The sequence below is a fragment of the Parabacteroides sp. KHUB-03 genome (assembly GCF_056640975.1).
In genome coordinates, this window is sequence record NZ_CM153257.1 from 1,458,880 (window position 1) to 1,481,875 (window position 22,996).

Annotated in this window: 23 protein-coding genes and 2 pseudogenes; 22 read left to right on the forward strand and 3 right to left on the reverse strand. The window is 40.1% G+C overall.

Features of this window, described 5'->3' with window-relative positions:
* The first annotated feature begins 205 nt into the window (after positions 1–205).
* The 6 genes from ACYIB7_RS06285 to ACYIB7_RS06310 all read left to right on the forward strand — a co-directional run bounded on the left by ACYIB7_RS06285 (position 206) and on the right by ACYIB7_RS06310 (position 4,548).
* The gene (locus tag ACYIB7_RS06285) at positions 206–697 is read left to right on the forward strand and encodes a Dps family protein (RefSeq protein WP_480338344.1); all 492 of its coding nucleotides are present in this window, start codon (positions 206–208) and stop codon (positions 695–697) included.
* 177 nt (positions 698–874) lie between these two features.
* A complete protein-coding gene (locus ACYIB7_RS06290; RefSeq protein ID WP_480338345.1) occupies positions 875–1,012 on the forward strand; it encodes a Dabb family protein in 138 nt (45 codons plus the stop codon).
* A 5-nt stretch (positions 1,013–1,017) separates the two neighbouring features.
* Entirely contained in the window at positions 1,018–2,064 is a 1,047-nt protein-coding gene (locus ACYIB7_RS06295; RefSeq protein ID WP_103983703.1) for an agmatine deiminase family protein, read from the forward strand.
* A 34-nt stretch (positions 2,065–2,098) separates the two neighbouring features.
* Positions 2,099–2,974 (forward strand): carbon-nitrogen hydrolase, encoded by an 876-nt coding sequence (locus tag ACYIB7_RS06300; RefSeq protein ID WP_103983702.1) that lies wholly within the window; start codon positions 2,099–2,101, stop codon positions 2,972–2,974.
* Positions 2,975–2,987: 13 nt separating this feature from the next.
* Positions 2,988–3,974, forward strand: a complete 987-nt coding sequence (locus tag ACYIB7_RS06305; protein ID WP_103983701.1) for an aminodeoxychorismate synthase component I — start codon at positions 2,988–2,990, stop codon at positions 3,972–3,974.
* Positions 3,958–4,548, forward strand: coding sequence for an aminotransferase class IV family protein (locus ACYIB7_RS06310; RefSeq protein WP_103983700.1), 591 nt, complete (start codon positions 3,958–3,960; stop codon positions 4,546–4,548). Before ACYIB7_RS06305 ends, ACYIB7_RS06310 begins: the two co-directional genes overlap by 17 nt.
* On the opposite strand, the gene ACYIB7_RS06315 is transcribed toward ACYIB7_RS06310, so the two are convergent.
* The gene (locus ACYIB7_RS06315; protein WP_099463003.1) at positions 4,549–4,725 is read right to left on the reverse strand and encodes a DUF4250 domain-containing protein; all 177 of its coding nucleotides are present in this window, start codon (positions 4,723–4,725) and stop codon (positions 4,549–4,551) included.
* 105 nt (positions 4,726–4,830) lie between these two features.
* A complete protein-coding gene (gene recQ, locus ACYIB7_RS06320; protein ID WP_480338346.1) occupies positions 4,831–6,660 on the reverse strand; it encodes a DNA helicase RecQ in 1,830 nt (609 codons plus the stop codon).
* Positions 6,661–6,775: 115 nt separating this feature from the next.
* Here recQ and ACYIB7_RS06325 point away from each other — a divergent pair.
* Together ACYIB7_RS06325 and ACYIB7_RS06330 are read left to right on the forward strand one after the other, a co-directional pair.
* Positions 6,776–6,874, forward strand: a pseudogene (locus ACYIB7_RS06325) (plasmid mobilization relaxosome protein MobC); the annotation flags it as partial.
* Positions 6,864–7,055, forward strand: a pseudogene (locus tag ACYIB7_RS06330) (relaxase/mobilization nuclease domain-containing protein); the annotation flags it as partial. The pseudogenes ACYIB7_RS06325 and ACYIB7_RS06330, both read left to right, overlap by 11 nt.
* Positions 7,056–7,233: 178 nt before the next feature.
* On the opposite strand, the gene ACYIB7_RS06335 reads toward ACYIB7_RS06330, so the two are convergent.
* A complete protein-coding gene (locus tag ACYIB7_RS06335) occupies positions 7,234–8,127 on the reverse strand; it encodes a helix-turn-helix domain-containing protein (RefSeq protein WP_480338347.1) in 894 nt (297 codons plus the stop codon).
* A gap of 179 nt (positions 8,128–8,306) precedes the next feature.
* On the opposite strand from ACYIB7_RS06335, the gene ACYIB7_RS06340 reads away from it, so the two are divergent.
* The 14 genes from ACYIB7_RS06340 (at position 8,307) to ACYIB7_RS06405 (ending at position 22,935) form a co-directional block, all read left to right on the forward strand.
* Positions 8,307–8,459 (forward strand): hypothetical protein, encoded by a 153-nt coding sequence (locus ACYIB7_RS06340; RefSeq protein ID WP_234999350.1) that lies wholly within the window; start codon positions 8,307–8,309, stop codon positions 8,457–8,459.
* Complete coding sequence (locus ACYIB7_RS06345; protein WP_234999349.1) at positions 8,456–8,686, forward strand: aldo/keto reductase; 231 nt, start codon at positions 8,456–8,458, stop codon at positions 8,684–8,686. Before ACYIB7_RS06340 ends, ACYIB7_RS06345 begins: the two co-directional genes overlap by 4 nt.
* A 21-nt stretch (positions 8,687–8,707) precedes the next feature.
* Positions 8,708–9,538 carry a carboxymuconolactone decarboxylase family protein gene (locus ACYIB7_RS06350; protein WP_394340848.1) on the forward strand — a complete coding sequence of 277 codons (831 nt, stop codon included), beginning with the start codon at positions 8,708–8,710 and terminating at the stop codon, positions 9,536–9,538.
* A 5-nt stretch (positions 9,539–9,543) separates the two neighbouring features.
* A complete protein-coding gene (locus ACYIB7_RS06355; RefSeq protein ID WP_480338348.1) occupies positions 9,544–10,551 on the forward strand; it encodes an amidohydrolase family protein in 1,008 nt (335 codons plus the stop codon).
* Between the two features lie 3 nt (positions 10,552–10,554).
* Positions 10,555–10,965 (forward strand): putative quinol monooxygenase, encoded by a 411-nt coding sequence (locus ACYIB7_RS06360; protein WP_480338349.1) that lies wholly within the window; start codon positions 10,555–10,557, stop codon positions 10,963–10,965.
* An 8-nt stretch (positions 10,966–10,973) separates the two neighbouring features.
* Positions 10,974–11,522 (forward strand): flavin reductase family protein, encoded by a 549-nt coding sequence (locus ACYIB7_RS06365; protein ID WP_480338350.1) that lies wholly within the window; start codon positions 10,974–10,976, stop codon positions 11,520–11,522.
* A gap of 20 nt (positions 11,523–11,542) precedes the next feature.
* Positions 11,543–12,388 carry a flavodoxin gene (locus tag ACYIB7_RS06370; protein WP_480338351.1) on the forward strand — a complete coding sequence of 282 codons (846 nt, stop codon included), beginning with the start codon at positions 11,543–11,545 and terminating at the stop codon, positions 12,386–12,388.
* 13 nt (positions 12,389–12,401) lie between these two features.
* The gene (locus ACYIB7_RS06375; protein ID WP_480338352.1) at positions 12,402–12,941 is read left to right on the forward strand and encodes a cupin domain-containing protein; all 540 of its coding nucleotides are present in this window, start codon (positions 12,402–12,404) and stop codon (positions 12,939–12,941) included.
* Positions 12,942–13,160: 219 nt separating this feature from the next.
* Positions 13,161–14,453, forward strand: coding sequence for a DEAD/DEAH box helicase (locus ACYIB7_RS06380; RefSeq protein WP_103983690.1), 1,293 nt, complete (start codon positions 13,161–13,163; stop codon positions 14,451–14,453).
* Between the two features lie 105 nt (positions 14,454–14,558).
* Positions 14,559–15,152 (forward strand): RNA polymerase sigma-70 factor, encoded by a 594-nt coding sequence (locus ACYIB7_RS06385; protein ID WP_234999346.1) that lies wholly within the window; start codon positions 14,559–14,561, stop codon positions 15,150–15,152.
* Between the two features lie 91 nt (positions 15,153–15,243).
* Positions 15,244–16,251, forward strand: coding sequence for a FecR family protein (locus ACYIB7_RS06390; RefSeq protein WP_480338353.1), 1,008 nt, complete (start codon positions 15,244–15,246; stop codon positions 16,249–16,251).
* 122 nt (positions 16,252–16,373) lie between these two features.
* A complete protein-coding gene (locus ACYIB7_RS06395; protein WP_480338354.1) occupies positions 16,374–19,688 on the forward strand; it encodes a SusC/RagA family TonB-linked outer membrane protein in 3,315 nt (1,104 codons plus the stop codon).
* 15 nt (positions 19,689–19,703) lie between these two features.
* Positions 19,704–21,398: a RagB/SusD family nutrient uptake outer membrane protein gene (locus tag ACYIB7_RS06400; protein WP_480338355.1), complete on the forward strand. Its 1,695-nt coding sequence runs from the start codon at positions 19,704–19,706 to the stop codon at positions 21,396–21,398.
* Positions 21,399–21,408: 10 nt separating this feature from the next.
* The gene (locus ACYIB7_RS06405; protein WP_480338357.1) at positions 21,409–22,935 is read left to right on the forward strand and encodes a sulfatase-like hydrolase/transferase; all 1,527 of its coding nucleotides are present in this window, start codon (positions 21,409–21,411) and stop codon (positions 22,933–22,935) included.
* The last annotated feature ends 61 nt before the right edge of the window (positions 22,936–22,996 follow it).

The window sequence follows — 22,996 nt, forward strand, 5'->3', positions numbered from 1 at the left end:
TCGTATATTGAATATTAAAACCTAATTGTACAAAGGTAATAATAATCTGTAATAATTTATATTGCTTTGGTAAAAAGAACTTTCCTGTTGTTTATAAAGTGTGTCTATGAACATATAAAAATTATCTGTTTGACAACGGCTTATCCGTGCCGTATCTTTGCAATACAAGAAAAACGAAACGTATAACAATTTAAAAGTAATAAGTATGAAAACATTAGATTTTATCCATTTAGAAGAATCAGCAGCAAATAAAGTAGTAGCAGCTTTACAACAGTTATTGGCAGATTATCAGGTGTTTTACACAAATATTCGTGGTTTCCACTGGAATATTAAAGGACATGGATTTTTTGTTCTTCACAGCAAATTCGAAGATATGTATAACGATGCAGCCGAAAAGGCGGATGAATTGGCAGAACGTATTTTAATGCTTGGCGGAACTCCAGTAAATAAGTTCAGTGAATATCTGAAAGTTTCCAGGGTGAAAGAAATATCAGGAGTATCTTGTGGTGATGAAGCTTTGAAAAATATCCTTGAAACTTATAGCCTGTTTATTGCAGAAGAACGCAAATTACTTTCTCTTGCTTCTGAACTAGGAGACGAGGCTACTGTTGCATTGATGAGTGATTATTTGAAAGAACAGGAAAAAACTGTTTGGATGTTGGTTGCTTTTTCATCTTGTGATTGCAAAAATTCTTAAGTTTATTGGTTACACTATTCATTGCGTTAGTGAAGAGGGCAGGAAGTGATTCCCGCCCTTTTGTTTTGTGTACTACTTGAAATTAAAAAAAAGGATATTTGTTTTAGTTCTATACATTATGTTGGTAACTGTGTATTATAGGGAAATGATTACCTTTGCAAAAAATACTGTAATACTATGCTGAAACATATTGTTATGTGGAAACTGAATGAACAGGTCTTGGCCGCTTATAAAATGAACCCTCGTCATGCAGAGGTTAGTTCATATTGCAAGAAGATACGTGAGAGTCGTGTTGTCGTTGATTTTTACGAATAAAAAGAATGGAAGCGAAAGTAATATTACCGGCCGAATGGCATCCGCAGAGTGCGGTGCAGCTTACATGGCCGCACGAAGGGACAGACTGGGCGCCTATAATCGACGAGGTTGTTCCTTGTTTTGTGGCAATTGCTAAAGAGATTATAAAACGAGAGATGCTGCTGGTTGTTTGTCCGGATGAAGCAATGGTTCGCGCACAGTTAGGTGATGTGGATTATAGCCGTGTTATATTCCGTGAGATGGAGACAAACGATACGTGGGCTCGCGATCATGGTGGAATCTCTGTTTTCGATGGAGCACAAGCTGCCGTATATGATTTTGTTTTTAATGGCTGGGGCATGAAGTTTGCTGCTAATTATGATAATCTGATAACGAGAAAACTGTTTCATACGAAAACTTTTTCAGAAGAAGTTATTCCTGTTAATATGCAACCTATCGTACTGGAAGGCGGTAGTATAGAATCGGATGGAGAAGGAACGTTACTAACAACGGTAGAATGTCTGTCTTCTGTCAACCGAAATGAGTATCTGGGACAAGAGCAATTAGAATATCATTTGAAAGAAATATTCGGACTGGACCGTATTCTTTGGCTTGAAAGCGGCTATTTGGCAGGAGATGATACAGATAGTCATGTTGATACGTTGGCTCGTTTCTGTAGTCCTGATACAATAGCTTATGTACAGTGCACCGATGAAGGAGATGAGCATTTCGAAGAATTGCAGGAGATGGAACAAGAGTTGAAGGCTTTCACCCGGAAAGATGGTAAACCTTATAACTTGGTTCCTCTTCCTATGGCCGATAAGGTGGAATGGGAGGGAGAGCGTTTGCCTGCTACGTATGCTAATTTTTTGATAATAAACGGAGCTGTACTTGTGCCGTTTTATAATTCACCTAAAGATGAGGTGGCGAAAACTGCGCTACAACAGGCTTTCCCTGATCGTGAGATCGTTGGTGTTAATTGTTTACCGCTGATTAAGCAACACGGATCATTACATTGTGTAACTATGCAGTATCCCGAAGGATTTGTTATTTCCCTTTCAAAAGAGAAGTAATAATTAAAGCATATAATAAATTTATATAGATAAAATGAAAGTCGGATTAATTCAACAAGCAAACAGTAGTGATATTACTGCCAACATAGACAAATTAAAACAGAATATTTGTAAAGCTGCAAATCTGGGTGCAGAATTGGTTGTTTTGCAAGAATTACATAATGGTCTTTATTTTTGCCAGACAGAAGATACTAATTTGTTTGACCAGGCAGAAACGATTCCGGGACCTTCTACAGAAATATTCGGTGCTTTGGCAAAAGAACTAGGCATTGTTCTGGTTTTGTCTCTTTTTGAGAAACGTGCCCCGGGACTTTACCATAATACAGCTGTAGTGCTTGAAAAAGATGGTTCTATTGCAGGTAAATACCGGAAGATGCACATCCCTGATGATCCGGCTTATTATGAGAAGTTTTATTTTACACCTGGCGATATGGGGTTCGAGCCGATCTCTACATCGGTAGGTAAGCTGGGTGTACTGGTGTGCTGGGATCAATGGTATCCCGAAGCCGCTCGTCTTATGGCTATGCGTGGTGCCGAGATGCTTATTTATCCTACGGCTATCGGTTGGGAAAGCAGCGATACGGATGAAGAGAAGCAGCGTCAGCTAGGTGCTTGGGTAACTGTTCAGCGCGGACATGCTGTTGCGAATGGCTTGCCTGTTATTACAGTAAACCGTACAGGACATGAGCCGGATCCTTCCGGACAAACAAAAGGCATTCAATTTTGGGGCAATAGCTTTGTAGCTGGCCCGCAAGGTGAACTGATAGCCGAATTTTCGAATAATAAAGAAGAAGTACGCGTTATTGATATAGACAAGTCCCGGAGTGAAAATGTGAGACGCTGGTGGCCTTTTTTTCGCGACCGCCGTATCGATGCGTTTGGAGGATTAACCGAACGGTTTCTGATATAAACGAATATTATTTATGATTGTATATACAAAGCAGGAGGCTATTTCCCGGATGAACCATTTCGGAATGTCGGGAGAGCCTTTTTTATTCTGTATAGATTACAAACAAGAGAGGATATTTGTTGAAAAGCCGGAACTGATTAATCCGGGTGAATTTCTTTATGACTTGAATGGCTTAACGAATACGGATAAAGAATCTCATGAATTATTATCTTCGGAGATAGAGTGGAAAATAACTCCGGTTTCTTTTGAAGAATATACTGCATCTTTCGATATTGTCAGTCGTAACATTCACGCCGGCAATTCTTATCTGGTGAATCTCACTTCCGAAACGCAGGTTCAAACGAATTTATCATTGGAAGAGATATTTTATCATTCTATAGCTAAATATAAATTCCTATGGAAAGAGCATTTTGTCGTATTTTCTCCTGAAATATTTGTTCGTATTAGCGATAATGTAATTTCTTCTTATCCGATGAAAGGGACGATCGATGCTTCCCTGCCCGATGCGAATAACCGTATTATGAATGATCCCAAGGAGGCAGCAGAGCATGCTACGATTGTTGATTTAATACGAAATGATTTGAGTATGGTAGCTACAGGTGTTTCTGTCCCTCGTTTCCGTTATATAGATGAGTTGCGTACCAACAGCGGGTATCTGTTGCAAGTAAGTTCTGAAGTAAAAGGTTTTTTGCCGGATGATTGGCGTTCGCGGGTAGGAACAATACTTTTTACTCTTTTACCGGCAGGCTCTATTACAGGTGCCCCGAAAAAGAAGACAGTGCAGATAATAGAAGAGGCGGAAACATACGAACGCGGTTTCTATACCGGCATAATGGGATATTTTGATGGATTTAATCTGGATAGTGCAGTTATGATACGTTTTATTGAACAACGGCAATCCGCTTTCTATTTTAAAAGTGGAGGAGGAATTACTTCGCAAAGTAATGTATCGGATGAATATAATGAAATGAAACAGAAAGTGTATGTGCCGATTTATTGAAACAATCCGTATTGAAGAGGGGCGGATATATAATTTGCCTTATCATAACCAACGTTTGAATCAAACGCGAAAGGCCGTTTTTGGCATTCATACAGAGTTGGATTTATCAGGTATTATAGATTCGGAAAAGTGTCGTGAACGGACGAAATGCCGAGTTGAATATGGGGAAGAAATTTGTAAAGTGGAATATTTCCCGTATAATATCCGTCCGGTTCATTCATTGCGATTGATCTGCTGTGATGATATAGATTATCATTATAAAAACACGAACCGTGAACAACTAAATGATTTGTTTGCAAAGAGAGGTGCTTATGATGATATCCTCATTGTGAAGAATGGTTTGGTGACAGATACCTCAATATGTAATATTGCTTTTTGGAATGGTGCGCGTTGGGTTACTCCTGCTCAGCCCTTATTACCCGGAACGAAAAGGGCTTCTTTGTTGAGTGCGGGGATGTTGGTTACTAAAGATATCGCAATAGATACTTTAGGCGAATATTTATCTTACCGTCTGTTCAATGCAATGATTGATTTTGGCGAGCTTGAACCGAATATTAATAGTATCGGTAGATAATTACCAGAATTTGTTGTATTCGGCACTATATTCAAAACCTGCTTTCTGCAATTTATTTATCAGGGATTTTTTGTTTATTCCCATGTCATCGCAGAGTTTATCCAAAGATGAATAGTCGTCACGCAGTTTCATATTTATAACGCTGAAAAGCATCATCGGATCGTTAGGTAATTCCATCTTATTCTTCTTTTTATTTTGTGGATGCAAAGTTAAGGATCATTTTGGAAAATCATCCCGATGTTTTTATAAAATGATCCCGATGATTTTTTGACAACATCGGGATCATTCTGATTTTGGCAGTCTCAATACGAAACGGATAAGGGCAACAAATACTTTTCCATATTTATCCAGTTTCATTTGTCCGACACCATGTATCCCACTAAACTGATCGATGGTGACAGGTTTCTTTTTTACAATATCTTCAAGTGTGTCATCGGAGAAGATGATATACGGAGGTTGTTCTTGACGCTCAGCGATTTGTTTGCGTAACTGGTTAAGTGAATCAAGTAAGGTTTCATCGATAGATTCCGAACTGATCGGGCGAATAGGACGTGCTTTGAAAGAAGGCAACATTCTCGGATGTTCAAGGTCGTCAGGCTCTTTATAAATAGCAAGTTGTGTCTTCATTTCTCCATATAATACTTTTGTGCCGAGCGGGGTGACTTTAAAGTTATTCTCTCTGGTATAATCTACTTCCAGATAACCAAGTTGAGTCATTTGATATAAATACTCTTTCCACTCTTTATAAGACAGGTTTTTCCCGGCCCCGTAAGTCTTCAGTTTATCGTATCCTTTTTTTATGATTTCGTTCTGATTGGATGCACGTAAAATCCCAATGGTTAGTCTCATGCCTATACGTTGGCCTGTCCTGACGATGGCGCTTAGCGCTTTTTGTACTAAAACAGTTCCGTCGAAACGTTCCGTCGGATTTTTGCAAACATCGCAGTTGCCACAGTCGTGTTCAGATTCTTCACCGAAATAACTTAACAGAATACGGCGGCGGCATATGTTTGCTTCGCAATAGCGTTTCATATGTTGTAGCTTTTCCATATTAATCTCTTTTTGCTGACTGCCTTCTATAAACCACTTTAGAACAATTAAGTCATTCATTGAATAAAAAAGGAGTGTATCGCTTTTCATTCCATCACGTCCTGCACGCCCTATTTCCTGGTAATAATTTTCGATACTGGATGGCATATTGTAGTGTATAACCCAACGGACATTGCTTTTATCTATACCCATACCGAATGCAACAGTTGCACATATTACTTCTATGCGGTCTTTAATAAAATCGTCTTGTGCCTTTTCCCTGATATTCGGCGGAAGCCCCGCATGATATGCTGTTGTTTTTATATTGTATGTTGCAAGTGTTTGAGCTAACTCTACGGTATCATTTCGTTTCATACAGTAAATGATACCGCATTGTCGCTTATGGGCATAGATGAAATGTATTATAGCGGCTAGTTTATCTTTTTTATTTAGTCCGCGTCGTACGGTAAGCGATAAATTCGTACGGTCGAAAGAGGAAACATATGTTTCGGGGTCGTGTAATTTTAATTGTTGTATTATATCGTTTCGCGTAATCTTGTCGGCTGTGGCAGTGAGTGCTATAATCGGAACTTTAGGAAACCGTTCTTTTAATATGGATAGTTGTGTATATTCCGGTCTGAAGTCGTGTCCCCAGTGTGAAATACAATGTGCTTCGTCAATTGCAATTAAAGAAATATCCAATCGGGGAAGCAGCCAGTCTATCTCGCTCATTACTTTTTCCGGCGAGATGTAAAGTAGCTTTACTTTACCCTGCATGCAAAATTGTTTGATATTTTGCTTTTCATCTTCCGGCGTCGTGCTGTTGAGGGCTGCTGCCGGTATGCCATTTGCAATTAAAGCACCTACCTGATCTTTCATTAGGGCAATCAGAGGTGATACAACGACTGCTGTTCCCGGTAAATAGATAGCAGGCAATTGGTAACAGATTGATTTACCTCCGCCGGTAGGCATTAATACCAATGAATCTTTTTTTTGCAATATTCGTTGTATTATTTCTGCTTGTTGAGGGCGAAAAGAAGTATATCCGAAACATTTCTTTAACAGTTTTAGTAATTCATTCATATAAATAAAGAGGGAAGTAGGTGTTAATTGACAAACATACTAAAAATCTCTGGAATAAACGAATAAAAAGGGAGAAATGGCATTGAATGGCTTATGAATAAAGCGTTTGCGGTGACAGGCGAACACCTACGGATTCTTTGCCGTAGCCGATAAGTGCGAGAACATGGCAAAGGCAGTGTCCCAGCTCATAAACAGGCTGAAAGATGATAGGTAAACAGACGAAAGGGACTTCTTTCAGCGGTTGCGTATGCTATGTGCTGAGAGAGGACAAACCCAAGTTGCTGGAAGCGGTCGGTGTGGAGGGAACACCCGAACAGATGGATGAACAGTTTGAGTTACAGACGTTGCTCAATGACAAGGTAAAGAACACGGTCGGGCATATATCGCTCAGTTTCTTGTGCACTGCAACTTTGCCAAGAAGCAGGAACAGGAATTGCAGGAACTTGTGCGGTTCTTCAAGGAGTATGCACCACGGTATGGTTACAAGTATATCGGGATTGAGGATAATCCACGGCTCAACCAAATGCTGGGATTCAGACATATTCTGCCAGTCTAAAATATTATTTTTATTGATTAACAGCTCAACCGATATTCCGATGGAGAAATGCCGACGCTCTTCTTAAATAAACGAGTGAAATGGGTTGGATATTTAAATCCCAATTCATCCGCTATCTCGTTAATAGATAGTATTCTTTCTCCCAATAACTGTTTGGCTCGGTCTATAATCTTCAATTGAATGTATTCCTGTGCTGTTTTTCCTGTTTCTTTCTTTATTAAATCTCCGAAATAATTAGGCGAGAGAAAGACTTTATCCGCACAATAAGACACGGTAGGCAAACCTAACTGACGAGGACGGTCGGAAAGGATATAATCAGAGAGCACTCTCTCAAACCGGCTCAGAATATCGCTGTTCGCTTTATGCCGTGTGATGAACTGACGGTCATAAAAGCGCATGCAATAATCCAGCAACATTCCGATACTGCGTGCTACGAGGCTGTTGGTATGTGCATCTATCTCCCTGTTCAATTCAGTGAGAATGTTGTTGAAACATTGTTCTATGATTTCACGTTCCTTTTCGGATATATGAAGGGCTTCATTGGCATCATACGAAAAAAAAGTATACTCCTTCAAAGTCTGTCCCAGTTCTGTTCCATAGAGTAAGTCAGGATGAAAAACCAATGCCCAACCTTTAGGTTGGATAGGTTCATTGCTTTCCACTCCGAAAATTTGTCCGGGAGCCACCGCCACAATAGTCCCGTCCTGATAATCGTAGTAGTTGATACCATAGCGCAACGGACCGCATGCTATGTTTTTCAGGAAAATGCAATACAGCCCGTAGTTGATACGGTGAAATTCTCTGGGCGAACATTTCGACATATCAACTACGCTAACCAGTGGATGCAACGTTTCCACTCCCATGTATTCATTATATTGATGAATGGTATCAATCCTTGCAATTCTTTCCATACGTACTTTCTTTTTTCATTTTGCCACAAAGGTAATAGATTTATAATGAAACTGATACGGCACAGTGCATAATCCGTAAAAATGGTTGTTCGTTCTGTAATGTGTATAGCAGTCAAGTGATTGAAACTCCCTAATTTTGCATTATCAAAATTGTTTCAAACCAAAAAATGAAAAGAATAATGAAGAAATTACCGACAATCGCATTGGGAACATGGTCGTGGGGCACAGGTGCCGCAGGAGGCGACCAAGTATTCGGGAATCATCTGGAAGCGGAGGACTTGAAACCTACAATAAAATACTGCCCGAACTTGATGTTTTACTTTATGCCATGAAAGAGATGGCAGACAAACGCAATGCAACGATTTCGCAAATAGCAATAGCATGGGCCATTGCCAAAAACACGTTGCCCATTATCGGGGTTACCCAAACGAAATATATAGCCGAAACAGTAGCAGCTGCGACTATTAGCCTGAATAGTGAAGAAACGACCCTTTTGGAGAATTTGGCGGCAAAGACAGGAGTGGATACCAAAGGAGCTTGGGAAAATCCTATGTACTAATACAATAATAAACAGATGTCTATGAATTATAAAACAATAACGATGGCCTTCATGCTATCATTAACAGCCATGACAATGAACGGACAAGAAAAAATAAAGCAGACGGCAGGCCGTGACCAGTTGGGCGACTTTGCACCTAAGTTTGCAGAACTCAACGACGATGTACTCTTCGGAGAAGTGTGGAACAGAACCGACAAGCTCGGCTTTCGTGACCGTAGCCTGATTACAGTAACCTGTCTGGTAAGTATGGGCATTACGGATTCATCCTTGAAATATCATTTGCAAAGTGCCAAGAATAACGGAATTAGTCGTGCCGAAATAGCCGAGGCGCTTACTCATATCAGTTTCTATGCAGGTTGGCCAAAGGCTTGGGCTGCATTCCGCTTGGCTAAGGAAGTATGGAACGAAGAAAGTGGCAGTGCGGCAGATGCGAAAGCTGCCTTTGAACGTGAGATGATGTTCCCTATGGGGCAACCTAACGATGCTTTTGCAAAATATTTTATCGGACAAAGCTATTTAGCTTCTTTATCAACCAAGCAAGTGGGCATTTATAATGTGACATTCGAACCGGGCTGTCGCAACAACTGGCACATTCATCGTGCGACAAAAGGTGGCGGACAAATTCTTGTTTGCGTGGCAGGAAAAGGCTGGTATCAAGAATGGGGAAAACCGGCACGGGTTCTTTGCCCCGGCGATGTGGTAAATATCCCGGCCGGTGTAAAGCATTGGCATGGGGCTGCTGCCGACAGTTGGTTTGCTCACCTTGCCATAGAGGTTTCCGGCGAGAATACGAGCAACGAATGGCTTGAAGCGGTAGATGATGAACAATATGGCAAACTTATGAAAGAATAAAGTCAATGAAATGCATGTTGCTTCTTTTGGGGCTATGGATGTCTGCAAATTCATTTGCTCAACAAGTGGTAGATGTCCATTCGCATATCGTGACGACTGATTACATGAATGCGTTGAAGCGTCATCATGCCGAAATGGAAGATGGTTATCCGTTACCGGAGTGGAGCGTAGAGGCGCATCTCGTTTTTATGGAAGAGGCCGGTATAGATTGTTCGGTTCTTACCATGCCTTCACCACAACCGTATTTCGGCAATACGGAAGAATCGGCACAGATTATCCGCTCTGTCAATAGAGAGGCTGCACGAACTAAGGCTTCTTATCAGGGAAAGTTCCTGTTTTGTGCATCTCTGCCTCTTCCTGATATGGACAGAGCCATTGCCGAAGCGATTTATGCGCTCGACACCCTGCAGGCCGATGGCATCAAACTTGCCACAAACGTTCGTGGCTTGTATCTGGGCGACAGTAAGCTCGACCCGCTTATGGAAGTGCTGAATGCACGTGGTATCGTGGTGATAATTCATCCGCATGTTCCGGCACAACGTCCTGAAAACATTTTTACCGGAGGCCCGATATTCGTTTATGAATATCCGGCAGAGACCACAAGGGCTGTGTTGAATATGATAGTAAACAACGTGATGGTTCGCTATCCCAACATTCGGTTCATTGTGCCACATAGCGGTTCTTTTCTGCCTATCGCCCTGCCCCGATTCCGTGCCGCACTTCCTCTGCTTGTATCAAAAGGATTGGCAAACAAAGTGGATGTGGAGAAGAATCTGGCTAATCTTTATTATGACTTGGCAGGAGGGCCGACAGCGGAAATACTCGAAATGCTTCTTTCTATCACCACGCCCGACCACATTATGTATGGTTCTGATTTCGGATTTGTGCCAAATGACATTTTGATAAAGGTAAAGCAAAGTCTTGTTCAAAAATTGCAGGCTAATGATATGCTCAGAGTCCACACGGAAGATATATGGGGGAACAATGCCAAACGATTATTCAAACAGAAGTAAAAAATGAAAAAACAAGTTATTATTCTACTCATGATGATAAGTTCATTAACGGGGTTTGCGCAAAACCAATTGACGGACAGTATGTTAATCAGAATATCCGAGATAGAAGTCTATCCCGAGTATCTCGACGAATATCTTGAAGCTGCAAGAAATGTAGGTGCCACTTCGGTAAAAGAAGAGACGGGAGTAGTGTGTATATTCCCCATGCAGACGAAACGTGACAAGCATCAAATCCGGATTGTGGAAATCTATGCTTCGATGGAGGCATACCGGAAGCACATCGTTTCAACGCATTTTCAAACCTACAAGCAAGGAACGCTCCACATGGTTAAGAGTTTGGACTTGGTGGATATGAATGCCCTTGCCCCGACAAGCATGTCGCAGATATTCTTAAAAGCAGGAACAAACAAATAGATAGGAATATGAAAAAGAATATCGGAAGTATATTGGCACTTTATCCTACTCCCACCATCGTAATAGGCACGATGGTGGATGGCAAGGTGAACTGGATGTTGGCAGGACATGTGGGTATCATGTGTCACGACCACATCATGGTAAGCCTCTTTCAGAAACACTACACCAACAAAGGCATCAAAGAGACTATGAAATTCTCGGTAAATATCGTGGACGAAGACATGCTTCCCAAAGCTGATTATGTAGGCACGGTAAGCGGAGAGAAAACAGACAAAAGCGGAGTGTTCGACTATTTTATGGGCGATGGCGGTACACCTGTCATCAAGGATGCTCCGGTAGTAATGGAGTGTAAAGTCGAGGATAATTATGTATTGAATAATTTCGATAACTTCATCTGTTCTATCATTGATACATACGCTGACGAGAATGTGCTGAATGAATCGGGAAAAATAGATTACGATGAATTAAAACCCGTACTTTTTGAGATGCCGACCTATACTTACTTGCGTACAGGTGAGCGGATAGGCAAGTGTAAGACAATAGGTAAGAATGAATAATGTAAATAAAATCAAAAAATATGAAACTAAAAAAGTTAAAGAGTTCGATTTGCGGCCTGTTTATTATCATGCTGCTTGCTTTGGTAAACGCTTCCTGTTCCAATGGAAGTAATGAAGACATAGTCTCCGATTATATGGTCACAGTCACCGCCGGTGAAGGAGGTACGGCTACAAGTGAACGAACATCATACGTGGTAGGAGAAGAGGTCAATGTAACAGCCACCGCATACAACGGTTATTCTTTCATGGGTTGGTATGAGGATTCAAACCAGCTCTCTACTGAAATTTCCTACACGTTCAATATGCCTGCAAGAAACATTCAATTACAAGCCGTTTTCGAGTCTGTATCACAACCGTCTGAAAAAGGACGTTACTTGGTGGTTTATTACACGTGGAGCAACAATACGAAATCTGTTGCTAATGAACTGCGCTCCATTATCGGAGGTAGTATGGTAGAAGTAACGCCATCTACGCCTTATACAACGGATTACAACACGATGTTGAATGTCGGTCAGCAGGAACTGAATGCCATAGACAATTCGGGAATATATCCTGCCATCAATACCAAGTTGGACAGTTTCAGTGACTATGATGTCGTTTTTATCGGCTATCCTCTTTGGTACAGTCGTATGGCTACTCCGATGCAGGCATTCCTTCATAATCATACCTCACTATTATCGGGAAAGAAGATTGCCTTGTTCTGCACAAGTGCCAGCAGCGGAATATCCGGTACAGTAACCGATGCCCGCCGACTTTGTCCTGAAGCCGACTTTTTGGAGAGTCTTCGCATAGGTTCTTCATCAGCAGATAACTCACATGATACCCTTGTCGGTTGGCTCGGACGGATAGGGGTTGCAGTCGAATAAAACAAATAGAAGAATGATACATAAATTTTTATTTGTAATAATCGTGGTAACACTGCTAAACAGTTGTGCCAGCCAATCGGCAATCTTCCCCTTGGAACAGAAAGCTCCCTCTGCCAACAATACGGGAGATGTAAGAATCTCCATGCTGAAAAAATCGGGAGAAACCATGATAGTTCACTTTCTGTTTGAGAAAGGAAGCCGTAATTTTTGGCACTACCATCCCGATGCAGAGCAAACTTTACTCGTACTCGACGGTGAGGGCTATTATCAGGAAGAGGGTAAGGCAAAACGGCTCATCCGCAAAGGAGATGTTATCGTTACACCGCCCAATGTGCGCCATTGGAATGGAGCTACTCCGAGAAAACGCATCTATTGTATGACCGTTACCGAACACTCTGTCAAAGACCATGTTATCCAACTTCATGCTGTATCAGACGAAGAATATGCTTCTTCTACACTGAACAAACAGGATACTCTCACCATATTACACCCAGAATACAAGAAAGAAAGTAAAAACATCAATATTGCACAAAATGAAGTGAAATGTGATTAAACCCCGAATTTGTATATTGCCGTATTCGAGAAAAGATATTTTCTATTACGACAGGTTTTAATTGGGCATCGAAATATTGCGGTTTAGATAATTAAATCCTGCTTGTTATAAGACATTTTTATAGCTACTTGATTAATTATTATGGAACTCAAAATAAAAATTCCTATCTTTGTGCCATTATTTACATAAAGAGCCGTGATGGCTTAACTATTATTTTAGATGACATTTGAACAATTGAATTTGATTGAGCCTATACTTAAGGCTCTAAAACAAGAAGGTTACACTATTCCAACCCCTATACAAACCGAAGCTATTCCAGTGGTATTAAAAGGATATGATTTGCTGGGATGTGCACAAACAGGAACCGGTAAGACGGCAGCATTCTCAATTCCTATTATACAGAAACTCGAAGAACAGAAGGTTTTAGGACATTCACGTGGTATTAAGGCGCTAATTCTGACTCCAACACGGGAACTGGCTATCCAGATAGATGAAAGCTTTGCGGCATATGGGCGTTTTACCAAATTACGCCATACGGTGATATTTGGAGGAGTAGGGCAAAAACCGCAGACTGATGCGCTGAGAAGTGGTGTGGATGTGCTTATCGCAACACCGGGCCGTTTGCTTGATTTGATAGGACAAGGTTATATCAGTTTGAAATCTCTTGATTTTTTTGTACTCGATGAGGCCGACCGGATGTTGGATATGGGTTTTATACATGATATTAAGAAAGTTCTTCCATTGCTGCCTAAAAAGAGACAATCGTTATTTTTCTCGGCTACCATGCCTCAAGAGATAGAACGGCTGGCAGATACTATTCTTTCAGACCCGGAGAAAGTAGAGGTAACTCCTCCTTCTTCGACAGTAGATAAAATCGAACAATTTGTCTATTATGTGAAGAAGAGTGAGAAAATGGATTTGCTGATAAAATTGTTGCAAGATAAATCGCTTGAATCGGTGCTTATATTCACCCGGACAAAACATGGGGCAGATAAAGTAGCCCGCGTCCTGACAAAAGCGGGAGTCGGTGCTGAGGCTATTCACGGAAATAAAAGCCAGACAGCACGCCAACGTGCTTTGTCAAACTTTAAGGACAGGTCTACACGTGTATTGATAGCAACCGACATAGCAGCGCGTGGCATAGATGTGGATCATCTTTCGCATGTAATTAATTATGAGTTACCGAATGTGCCCGAAACTTATGTACACCGTATCGGACGTACGGGACGTGCCGGACGGGAAGGGATTGCTTTTTCATTTTGTGATGTTGAGGAGGTTCCGTTGTTGAAAGATATTCATAAGCTCATAAACAAACAAATACCGGTGGCCGGTGGTAATGAATTTGAGACGGCGGAAGTTAAAATAGCTGTTGCTGAGAAGAAAGAAGCTTTGAGAGAAGAGTCGAAGAAACGTAATATGTTTGGCAGTAAACGAGACGGCAGCTATTGGCGGAATAAGAAAAGACAGGCGCAAAATGGAAAGCAACAACAGAAAATAGCCGGTAAAAAGTAAGAAATCTTGTTTGTCCGGTTTTCTTTATGTTAAAATCATAATATGAAAGTCAAAATATTTAAGTATGTTTGCAAATGAGAAATGCAAGCTTACAAGAATAGATCTGTGCAGATTATTAAAGAAGATATAATTGCTCGTATTAACAAAGGAGATGCCAAAGCGTTTGAACAGTTATACATTGCTTTTTACGTATATCTGTGTGCTGTGGCAACTAAATATATATACCATGCCGAAGCAGCACAAGAGATTGTAAACGATGTGTTTTTGAATGTTTGGAATAACAGGAAATCATTAACTTATCCTGTAAATGCTTATCTGGTTCGTTCCATACAGAATAGATGCCTTAATTATCTTCGCCAGCAACATTTACAGGAAATACCTTTATCTGATATACAAGAAAGTTTGTTGAATATACAGGAGCATCAGGTGGAAGGAGAGGCTCATCCTCTGGCAAAACTTGAAAATAAAGAATTTGAGGAGAAAATATTATCGGCTGTTAACCAATTACCTGAAAAATGCCGTGACATATTTGTACAATATCTTTATTATAATAAATCGTACGATGAGATTGCAAAAGAGAATAATATTGCAACCAGTACCGTGCGTGTACAAATTAAGATAGGACTATCCAAGTTGAAGGATATTTTAGGGGATATTTATCCGGCTTTTCTTCTTATATATGATTTTTTTCAAAAATAATTACATTTCTTTTAAACGCAACTTATCATTTGTGTGTATTTATTATAAAACGTAGTTTAAAAATACGTTATTATATATCTGAATAAAAGAAATGGAAAACGCAAATATAGAAAATCTTCTTTTTGATTATTTTTCCGGTAATCTGTCTGAAGCCGAAGAAAAAGAATTATTACAATGGCTGGAGTCTGATGAATCCCATTCGAAAATTTTTTCAGAAATGACCGATTGGTGGGCTATAGCACACGTGCCTCTTTTTGTTTCGGATATGAAATCTGATTTTGAAAAGCATTTTGGAAACTTAAATACAACTGTTCTTCAAAATAAAGTTAGTAGTAAAATAGGTTTGTGGAGTAAAATTGCTGCATCAATTTTAATATTGATTTCCATAGGGACGTTTTCTTTTTATATGGGCAAAAACAGTGTTAAGGAAGAAATGGCATATTTTGAAACAGTAACTCCGATGGGAACTCGTTCAAAAGTCATTTTACCAGACCATTCTGTTGTATGGGTCAACGCCGGTTCTTCTTTAAAATATAGTAAGGATTTTAACCAAAAAGAGAGGGAGGTCTTATTGGAAGGTGAAGCTTATTTTGAAGTTCAACCGAATCATTCGAAACCTTTTATTGTAAAGGCCGAGATGTTGGATATCCAAGTTTTGGGAACTCATTTTAACGTAAAAGCATATCGTGATGAACAACTAATGGATGTGTCTTTAGTTTCCGGGAAAGTAAATATCCATTTAAATGATGACGATCATAAGTCAAAAGAAGTGGTGCTGGCTCCAAACCGTATGTTCAGCTTTAATAAAGAGAACAAATGTGTAAAAATAGTTGAGATAAAAGGTGATGATTCCTACGCTTGGACAAATGGACATCTGAAATTTACAGAACAACCGTTTTCAGAGATCGTAAGAGATTTGGAACGTAAATTCAATGTGAATATATCTATTGATAGCGAATCATTACAAAATGAAATATTTTCGGGAAGCTTTTCTCCAGAGTATAGTTTAAACGAAATTTTGCGTGAAGTAGACATGGAACATAAATATACGTGGAAACGAAACGGAAATGAAATTGTAATACAAGATAAATATAAATAAAAGAGTACTAATCTAAACTATTAAAATATGGCATAGAAATTACGAAAAAACTAAATTATTCTCAAAGAACGAGATTTTTTTATTATCGAAAAAACAAGAATTATTTACAAATCTAACTTTTCATGAAAATGAACTATTTTAAAAAGACCAGTAGGCTTGTGGTTACTGCTTGTATGCTTGCAGGTATGCCTTTAGTATCTGGAACCGTTTCTGCTTCCGAATTACAGACACAGATAATGTCGGTTCAGGCAGAGACAACAACGCTGAGAGAACTTTTTGACTTAATCGAAGCTAAGTTTAATTATTCTTTTCTTATACGGAACAATGACATTAATATGAATGAACGTATCACTATGGATATGTCAAACCGTTCTGTTGAGGAAATATTGAAAAGCGCACTTAAAAATCAGCATGCTGATTTCTATGTAAACGATAACCGAATTATCGTTTACAAAACTTCATCTAAACAAGGTTCAAATCCGGTTGTATCAGAAAAACAGGCTGCTCAACAAACTCAGAAGATTGCAGGAACAGTTGTTGATGCGCATACAGGTGAACCGATCATTGGTGCGAATATCCTTGTGAAAGGAACTACAAACGGAACAAGTACCGATTTTGATGGCAACTTTGTGTTGGAAGATGTTCCGGCCAATGCTACATTGGTTATTTCATATATTGGTTATCTTCCTTTGGAGATGAAGTCGACCGCAGGGAAAATGACTATCCGTTTGAAAGAAGATACACAAAATCTGGATGAAGTTGTAGTTGTTGGCTACGGTGTTCAGAAGAAAGAAAGCCTTACCGGTGCCATGCAGGTGGTAAGCAGCGATAAGTTGTTGGATGCAACGACTCCTTCGGTTGAAAACTTGTTGTCCGGTAAAGCTCCAGGTGTATATGTCACATCCGGTGGTGGACAGCCGGGAGCTGCAGGTACGGTTGTTATCCGTGGTAAATCTACTGTAAACGGTAGTACAGACCCGCTTTGGATTATTGACGGTGTTATTGTTGGCAATAGTGCGGGAAGCTTGAACCCTTCGGATATTGAATCTATGTCAATTTTGAAGGATGCTGCCTCTACTGCAATTTATGGATCTCAGGGTGCTAATGGCGTAATCGTTGTTACAACAAAGAAAGGTAAAATAGGTAAGGCTACCATCAATGTTTCAGCAAAGATGGGGGTAAACCAATTGAACAGAGGTAACTTTGAAATGATGAGCCGGGACGAATTGCTCGGTTATTATAAATCGTTTGCAAACCAACAGGCTATTCCTCAGGAAACATGGGATAAGATTGGTCAGGGATATGACTATGATTGGTGGAAAAACGGTTCTCAGTTGGGGTTTGCGCAAGATTATAACTTATCTGTGTCTGGTGGTTCCGAGAAGATAAAGACATACATTTCTGCCGGTATTTATGATGAAAACGGAGCAGTTAAGGGATATGACTATACTCGTTATAATTTTCGTTTCAATGTAGATTACCAGGCAACAGACTGGTTGACTATTAAACCGAAAGTATGGGGTACGCGCAGCGACATAATGGACCAGCAGCATAGCCTGGGTGCAATGTATGAGAACATGCCTTGGGATTCGCCTTATGATAAAGACGGTAACCTGATTCAAGCATACAGACCTTCGAGTTGGGTAAGTTCGGACCACGTAAACTACCAGTATGATTTGCAGTGGAACTATAAAAAGACAACTAAGTATGAATTTATGGGTAACTTTGATTTTGATATCAAATTTACGGACTGGTTGACTTTCTCTTCTGTAAATAACTATAAGTATGGCAGTACTTTATATAAGAAATATGATGATCCGCGTTCTTCCGGAGGACAAGCTGAAAATGGTCAGTTGCAAGATAAAACTACTTCATACTATCGTGTTTACAGCAACCAGTTGCTGCGTTTTAACAAAGTATTCGACAAGCATTCGATTAATGCGATTCTGGCGTATGAATGGAATACATATACAGCTCAGGTAACAGATCAGATAGCTACAGGTTTCGCTCCTGGTTTTAGCGTTGGAGATGCGACAATTGTACCCAAAAAAGCCAAAGGTAGCCAGAACGAATGGGCTGTTCAGTCTTATCTGTTCAATGCCAATTATGCATACGACAGCCGTTATCTGTTGTCATTCTCTTTCCGTCGTGACGGTGCTTCAAACTTCGGAGAAAATGCAAAATATGGTAATTTCTTTTCTATAAGCGGCGGTTGGAATATCCATCAGGAAAACTTCTTTAAAGCAGATTGGGTACAACAACTAAAATTACGCGCAAGTTATGGTTCCGTAGGTAATCGTCCGACAGAGTTGTATCCTCAGTATGCTTTGTACAGTATGGGTACAGGTTATAACGGCCTTCCGGGCGCTATTATTTCCCAGGTGGAGAATAAAGATTTGACGTGGGAAAAAACATATACGGCTGGTGTTGGTATAGATGCTATCTTGTTTGACCGTTTGACTGTTAACCTGGATTATTATAATAAAAAAACAACCGATTTGCTGTATAACGTGCCTCTTCCTGGCGTAACAGGTGTAACAGGAATGTTCCGTAATGTTGGAGCCGTTAAAAATAATGGTTTTGAAGCAACCGTGGCTGTCGACATTCTGAAAGGCGGAGACTGGAACTGGAATGTATCTGCTAATATCGGTGTAAACCGTAATAAAGTGACAGAGCTTTACGGAGACAAATCGGAAATTGTTATTGCAAATGCAAACTCAGGTATTTTAGGCCCGATCGATAAGATATTGAAGCCGGGTGAAGATGTGGATACCTGGTATGCTACAGAATGGGCAGGTGTTGATCCTGAAACCGGATCACCTCTTTGGTATACAACAAATGAAGCCGGAGAACGCGTAACTACTTCAAACTATAGCGACGCTTCTAAGCATCAGGTAATAGTTGGCAAACAAACGCCGGACTTTTACGGAGGTTTCTCAACCGACTTGTCATGGAAAAATATAGACTTGTCGGCTGTGTTCGGTTATTCTGTTGGTGGACAGATTTTCAACTACGACAGAACTGTCTATGATTCGGATGGTGGTTATACCAGTTACAACCAGCAGAAACTGTTAAGCGGTTGGAGTCGTTGGGAAAAACCGGGAGATATTGCTACGCACCCGAAAGCAGAATATGGAAACTTATCACAGTCAAACAAACCTTCTTCCCGTTATTTGGAAGACGCTGACTATCTGCGTCTGCGTAATTTAACGATTGGGTATACTCTACCTTGTAAAATTCCGTATATAAGCAATTTCCGCTTATTCTTCTCTGGCGAGAATTTGTTTGTGATATCAGGCTTTTCCGGTATAGATCCGGAACTTCCGTCTAATACGGATATAGCTACAGGAAAAAAAGTAGCAGGAGCATCGGGAGTAGCTTCTTCTCCTTATCCAATGGCTCGTAAGTTTATGTTTGGTTTGAATGTTTCATTTTAATTAAAGAGAAAACAAATGAAGAAAATAGCTATATGGGCGCTTGCCGCTGTTACATTAATGACAAGCTGCGATCTGGATCGTTTTCCATATGATAAATATTCTAAAGATAAGATTGATGCCGACAAAGTTGCTGCATTCGACATATTATTAAACGGGTGCTATGCAAAGTTGAAAAGTGCATCAGATGTATTCCATCGTACCGGCGAATACCCGGGTGATAATATCTGCAAAGATAAACCTACTACCAATCCGTTTGGTACATATATTACTTATCAGCATACGGTAAATAACTCACAGTTGTCTTCAACCTGGAATAATGCGTATAATATAATTTCGCAGACAAGTGATTTGATGAAGATGGCTAATGAAGGCGAATCGCCAGAAATCGACCAGAAGCTAGGTGAGGCATATTATATGAGAGGTTTGATGTATTTCTACCTTTGCCGTGTGTTTGGCCGTCCCTATTATCAGGAGCCGGAAAAGAATATGGGAGTACCTATTGTAAATGGTATGCCGGATGATATTGCCAATTTGCAATTGCCAGACCGTTCTTCTGTAAAAGATACATATGCACAGGCAATTAATGACTTGAAAAAGGCAGAATCGTTGATGACTACTTATACATCGGCTTCTTACGCTTCGAAGTATGCTGCACAAGCTATGTTGGCTAAAATCTATATGTATATGAGCGGTACTTTTGAAAATCCGAATACCGATTATGCAAAAGAATCTTTGAAATATGCTGACGATGTAATCAATAGCGGAAAGTTTAGCTTGCTGAGTCGTTCCAGCTTTATGAGATATAACGAACTGGCTCCGGATGATGCTTCGCAGACAGAGACAATTTTTGCTGTTAAATTTATCAGTTCGGACATTACGAGTTATACGAGTGCTATCGGCAGTATGTATGCTACTATTAATGAGGTAGGTTGGGGTGAGATTTATGCCAGTGCCAAATATCTGGATATTTTGTATGAAACAGGCCGTGGTAATGATGCCCGCGAAGCATTTATACATCCGGACTATAAACTTGATGACAAAGGTAATAAAACCCGTAATTTCCGTTTTGTTGCTAATGTTGTTGCAAATGGTAAAGTGAGCGGATATACTTATAAGCAATGTGATGTGAAAGTGGGAAGTGATGGTAAATTAGTTGCTGCCGTTTTGGATTCAAAAGAGTATCCGCTGACATTACTGGATGAGGCTAGCCGTAAATATTCGATTGTATATGAGGGTACGACATACTACGGATATGATGATTATTTTATGAATACCAGCCAGGGACATCCTAAATTCTTTAATTATAAATGCTCTATGCAGGAAGGTGTTTCGCATTTGTATTCACCTATTATATCTCGTCTGGGGGAAGTCTATTTAATACGTGCAGAAGCAAATGCCAAATTAGGAAATTATGCAGATGCACTGAAAGATTTGAATACGGTACGTGAACGCTCTATTGTAAATGGGGGCTATCAGACATTAAATGCGTCGAATGCCCATCAATTGATTATGAAAGAGCGCCAGTTGGAACTTGCGTTTGAGGCTGACCGCGGTTTTGATGTTTATCGTGTTGGTGATACCATGACCCGGCATTATCCCGGTTATCATGACGGAACAATTGAATTTTTGGCAACAAGCCCGTTAGTAGTCCAGTATATACCGAAGTCTGAAATTGACGCTTATCCTGGAACTTTGACTCAGAATCCGTAAATATTGAGTAATGAAAAGAAGTTCATCAATAATAAGTATACTGGCAGGGGTAACCCTGCCGGTCTCTTTATTGGCTCAAACCCAGCCTAAGCAACCGAACATTATTATTATAGTTGCTGACGATTTGGGATATGGCGATTTAAGTTGTTATGGTGCACATCGTATTCATACTCCGGGAATGGATCGTATTGCCAACGAAGGAATACGTTTTACTCAAGGTTATTGTACGGCAGCAACTTCTACCCCTAGTAGATACTCTCTTTTGACCGGTTTGTATCCATGGACAAATAAAGATGCAAAAATTTTACCGGGCAATGCCGCTTTAATCATAGACAATCAGCAGATAACATTACCTAAAATTATGAAACAGGCTGGATATGTAACCGGTTCTGTAGGTAAATGGCATTTGGGATTAGGTGATGGTGCTGTAGATTGGAATAAGACTGTATATCCCGGAGCGAAGGAAGTTGGGTATGACTATTCTTTTATTCAGGCTGCAACTAATGACCGGGTACCTTGTATTTTTATAGAAAATGGTAAAGGAGTTAATTTGGATTCTGATGATCCGCTTTTTGTAAGTTATAAAGAAAATTTTCAGGGCGAACCTACAGGAAAAGATAATCCGGAAATGCTTCGGATGCATCCGAGCGTGGGACATGGCGGTTCTATTGTCAACGGAGTTCCCCGTATTGGTTTTCAAAAGGGAGGCAAAGCTGCTCAGTGGAAAGATGAGGATATGGCAGAATTATTTCTGGAAAAGGCCAAAGATTTTCTGAAAGATAATAAAGATACCCCTTTCTTTTTGTATTATGGCTTACATCAGCCTCATGTGCCACGTGTTCCAAATCAGAAATTTGTGGGAAAGTCTGGAATGGGGGCAAGAGGTGATGTGATTTTAGAAGCTGATTGGTGCGTTTCTGAATTTTTGAAGGAACTGGATCGATTAGGGCTTACCGAAAACACCTTAATTATCTTTACCAGCGACAATGGCCCTGTGCTAGATGACGGCTATCAGGATCAGGCCGTGGAACTTGTTGGAGACCATAAAGTGGCAGGCCCTCTTCGTGGTGGCAAAACAAGCTTGTATAATGGTGGAACCTGTATTCCGTTTTTGCTTCGTTGGCCGGCAGTGGTAAAGCCGGGTGTTTCTAATGCTTTGGTTTGCCAGATGGATTTATTGGCATCTTTGGCGTCTCTGGTTGGACAAACTTATTCGGATAAAGTTGACAGCCAAAATACGCTCCCTGTATTTTTAGGACGGAGCAGTAATGGGCGTAAAGAGCTTGTTTTGGAAGGCTATTTTAATTATGCTTTGCGTGACGGGGACTGGGTAATGATACCTCCATATCCCGACTTTTCAAACGATCCGGAGGATGCTTCTTTTTGCGGCCGCAGTAATTGTTATCAACTATATAATGTGGAAAATGATCCGGGACAGCAAATTAATTTAGCGAAGAAGGAACCTAAACAACTTCATCGAATGATGATGTTGTTTGAAAAATTGAAAAGAGAAACTGGTAAGATTACGAATTTCTGATTCCCGATAAATGTTTCGGTTAGAAATGTAATTTGTAATTTAGATATAAAAAACTAAATTT

Coding starts and splice junctions, on each gene's coding strand:
- ACYIB7_RS06285 (WP_480338344.1), top strand. CDS start 206: ATGAAAACATTAGATTTTATCCATTTAGAAGAATCAGCAGCAAATAAA.
- ACYIB7_RS06290 (WP_480338345.1), top strand. CDS start 875: ATGCTGAAACATATTGTTATGTGGAAACTGAATGAACAGGTCTTGGCC.
- ACYIB7_RS06295 (WP_103983703.1), top strand. CDS start 1,018: ATGGAAGCGAAAGTAATATTACCGGCCGAATGGCATCCGCAGAGTGCG.
- ACYIB7_RS06300 (WP_103983702.1), top strand. CDS start 2,099: ATGAAAGTCGGATTAATTCAACAAGCAAACAGTAGTGATATTACTGCC.
- ACYIB7_RS06305 (WP_103983701.1), top strand. CDS start 2,988: ATGATTGTATATACAAAGCAGGAGGCTATTTCCCGGATGAACCATTTC.
- ACYIB7_RS06310 (WP_103983700.1), top strand. CDS start 3,958: ATGTGCCGATTTATTGAAACAATCCGTATTGAAGAGGGGCGGATATAT.
- ACYIB7_RS06315 (WP_099463003.1), bottom strand. CDS start 4,725: ATGGAATTACCTAACGATCCGATGATGCTTTTCAGCGTTATAAATATG.
- recQ (WP_480338346.1), bottom strand. CDS start 6,660: ATGAATGAATTACTAAAACTGTTAAAGAAATGTTTCGGATATACTTCT.
- ACYIB7_RS06335 (WP_480338347.1), bottom strand. CDS start 8,127: ATGGAAAGAATTGCAAGGATTGATACCATTCATCAATATAATGAATAC.
- ACYIB7_RS06340 (WP_234999350.1), top strand. CDS start 8,307: ATGAAGAAATTACCGACAATCGCATTGGGAACATGGTCGTGGGGCACA.
- ACYIB7_RS06345 (WP_234999349.1), top strand. CDS start 8,456: ATGAAAGAGATGGCAGACAAACGCAATGCAACGATTTCGCAAATAGCA.
- ACYIB7_RS06350 (WP_394340848.1), top strand. CDS start 8,708: ATGAATTATAAAACAATAACGATGGCCTTCATGCTATCATTAACAGCC.
- ACYIB7_RS06355 (WP_480338348.1), top strand. CDS start 9,544: ATGAAATGCATGTTGCTTCTTTTGGGGCTATGGATGTCTGCAAATTCA.
- ACYIB7_RS06360 (WP_480338349.1), top strand. CDS start 10,555: ATGAAAAAACAAGTTATTATTCTACTCATGATGATAAGTTCATTAACG.
- ACYIB7_RS06365 (WP_480338350.1), top strand. CDS start 10,974: ATGAAAAAGAATATCGGAAGTATATTGGCACTTTATCCTACTCCCACC.
- ACYIB7_RS06370 (WP_480338351.1), top strand. CDS start 11,543: ATGAAACTAAAAAAGTTAAAGAGTTCGATTTGCGGCCTGTTTATTATC.
- ACYIB7_RS06375 (WP_480338352.1), top strand. CDS start 12,402: ATGATACATAAATTTTTATTTGTAATAATCGTGGTAACACTGCTAAAC.
- ACYIB7_RS06380 (WP_103983690.1), top strand. CDS start 13,161: ATGACATTTGAACAATTGAATTTGATTGAGCCTATACTTAAGGCTCTA.
- ACYIB7_RS06390 (WP_480338353.1), top strand. CDS start 15,244: ATGGAAAACGCAAATATAGAAAATCTTCTTTTTGATTATTTTTCCGGT.
- ACYIB7_RS06395 (WP_480338354.1), top strand. CDS start 16,374: ATGAAAATGAACTATTTTAAAAAGACCAGTAGGCTTGTGGTTACTGCT.
- ACYIB7_RS06400 (WP_480338355.1), top strand. CDS start 19,704: ATGAAGAAAATAGCTATATGGGCGCTTGCCGCTGTTACATTAATGACA.
- ACYIB7_RS06405 (WP_480338357.1), top strand. CDS start 21,409: ATGAAAAGAAGTTCATCAATAATAAGTATACTGGCAGGGGTAACCCTG.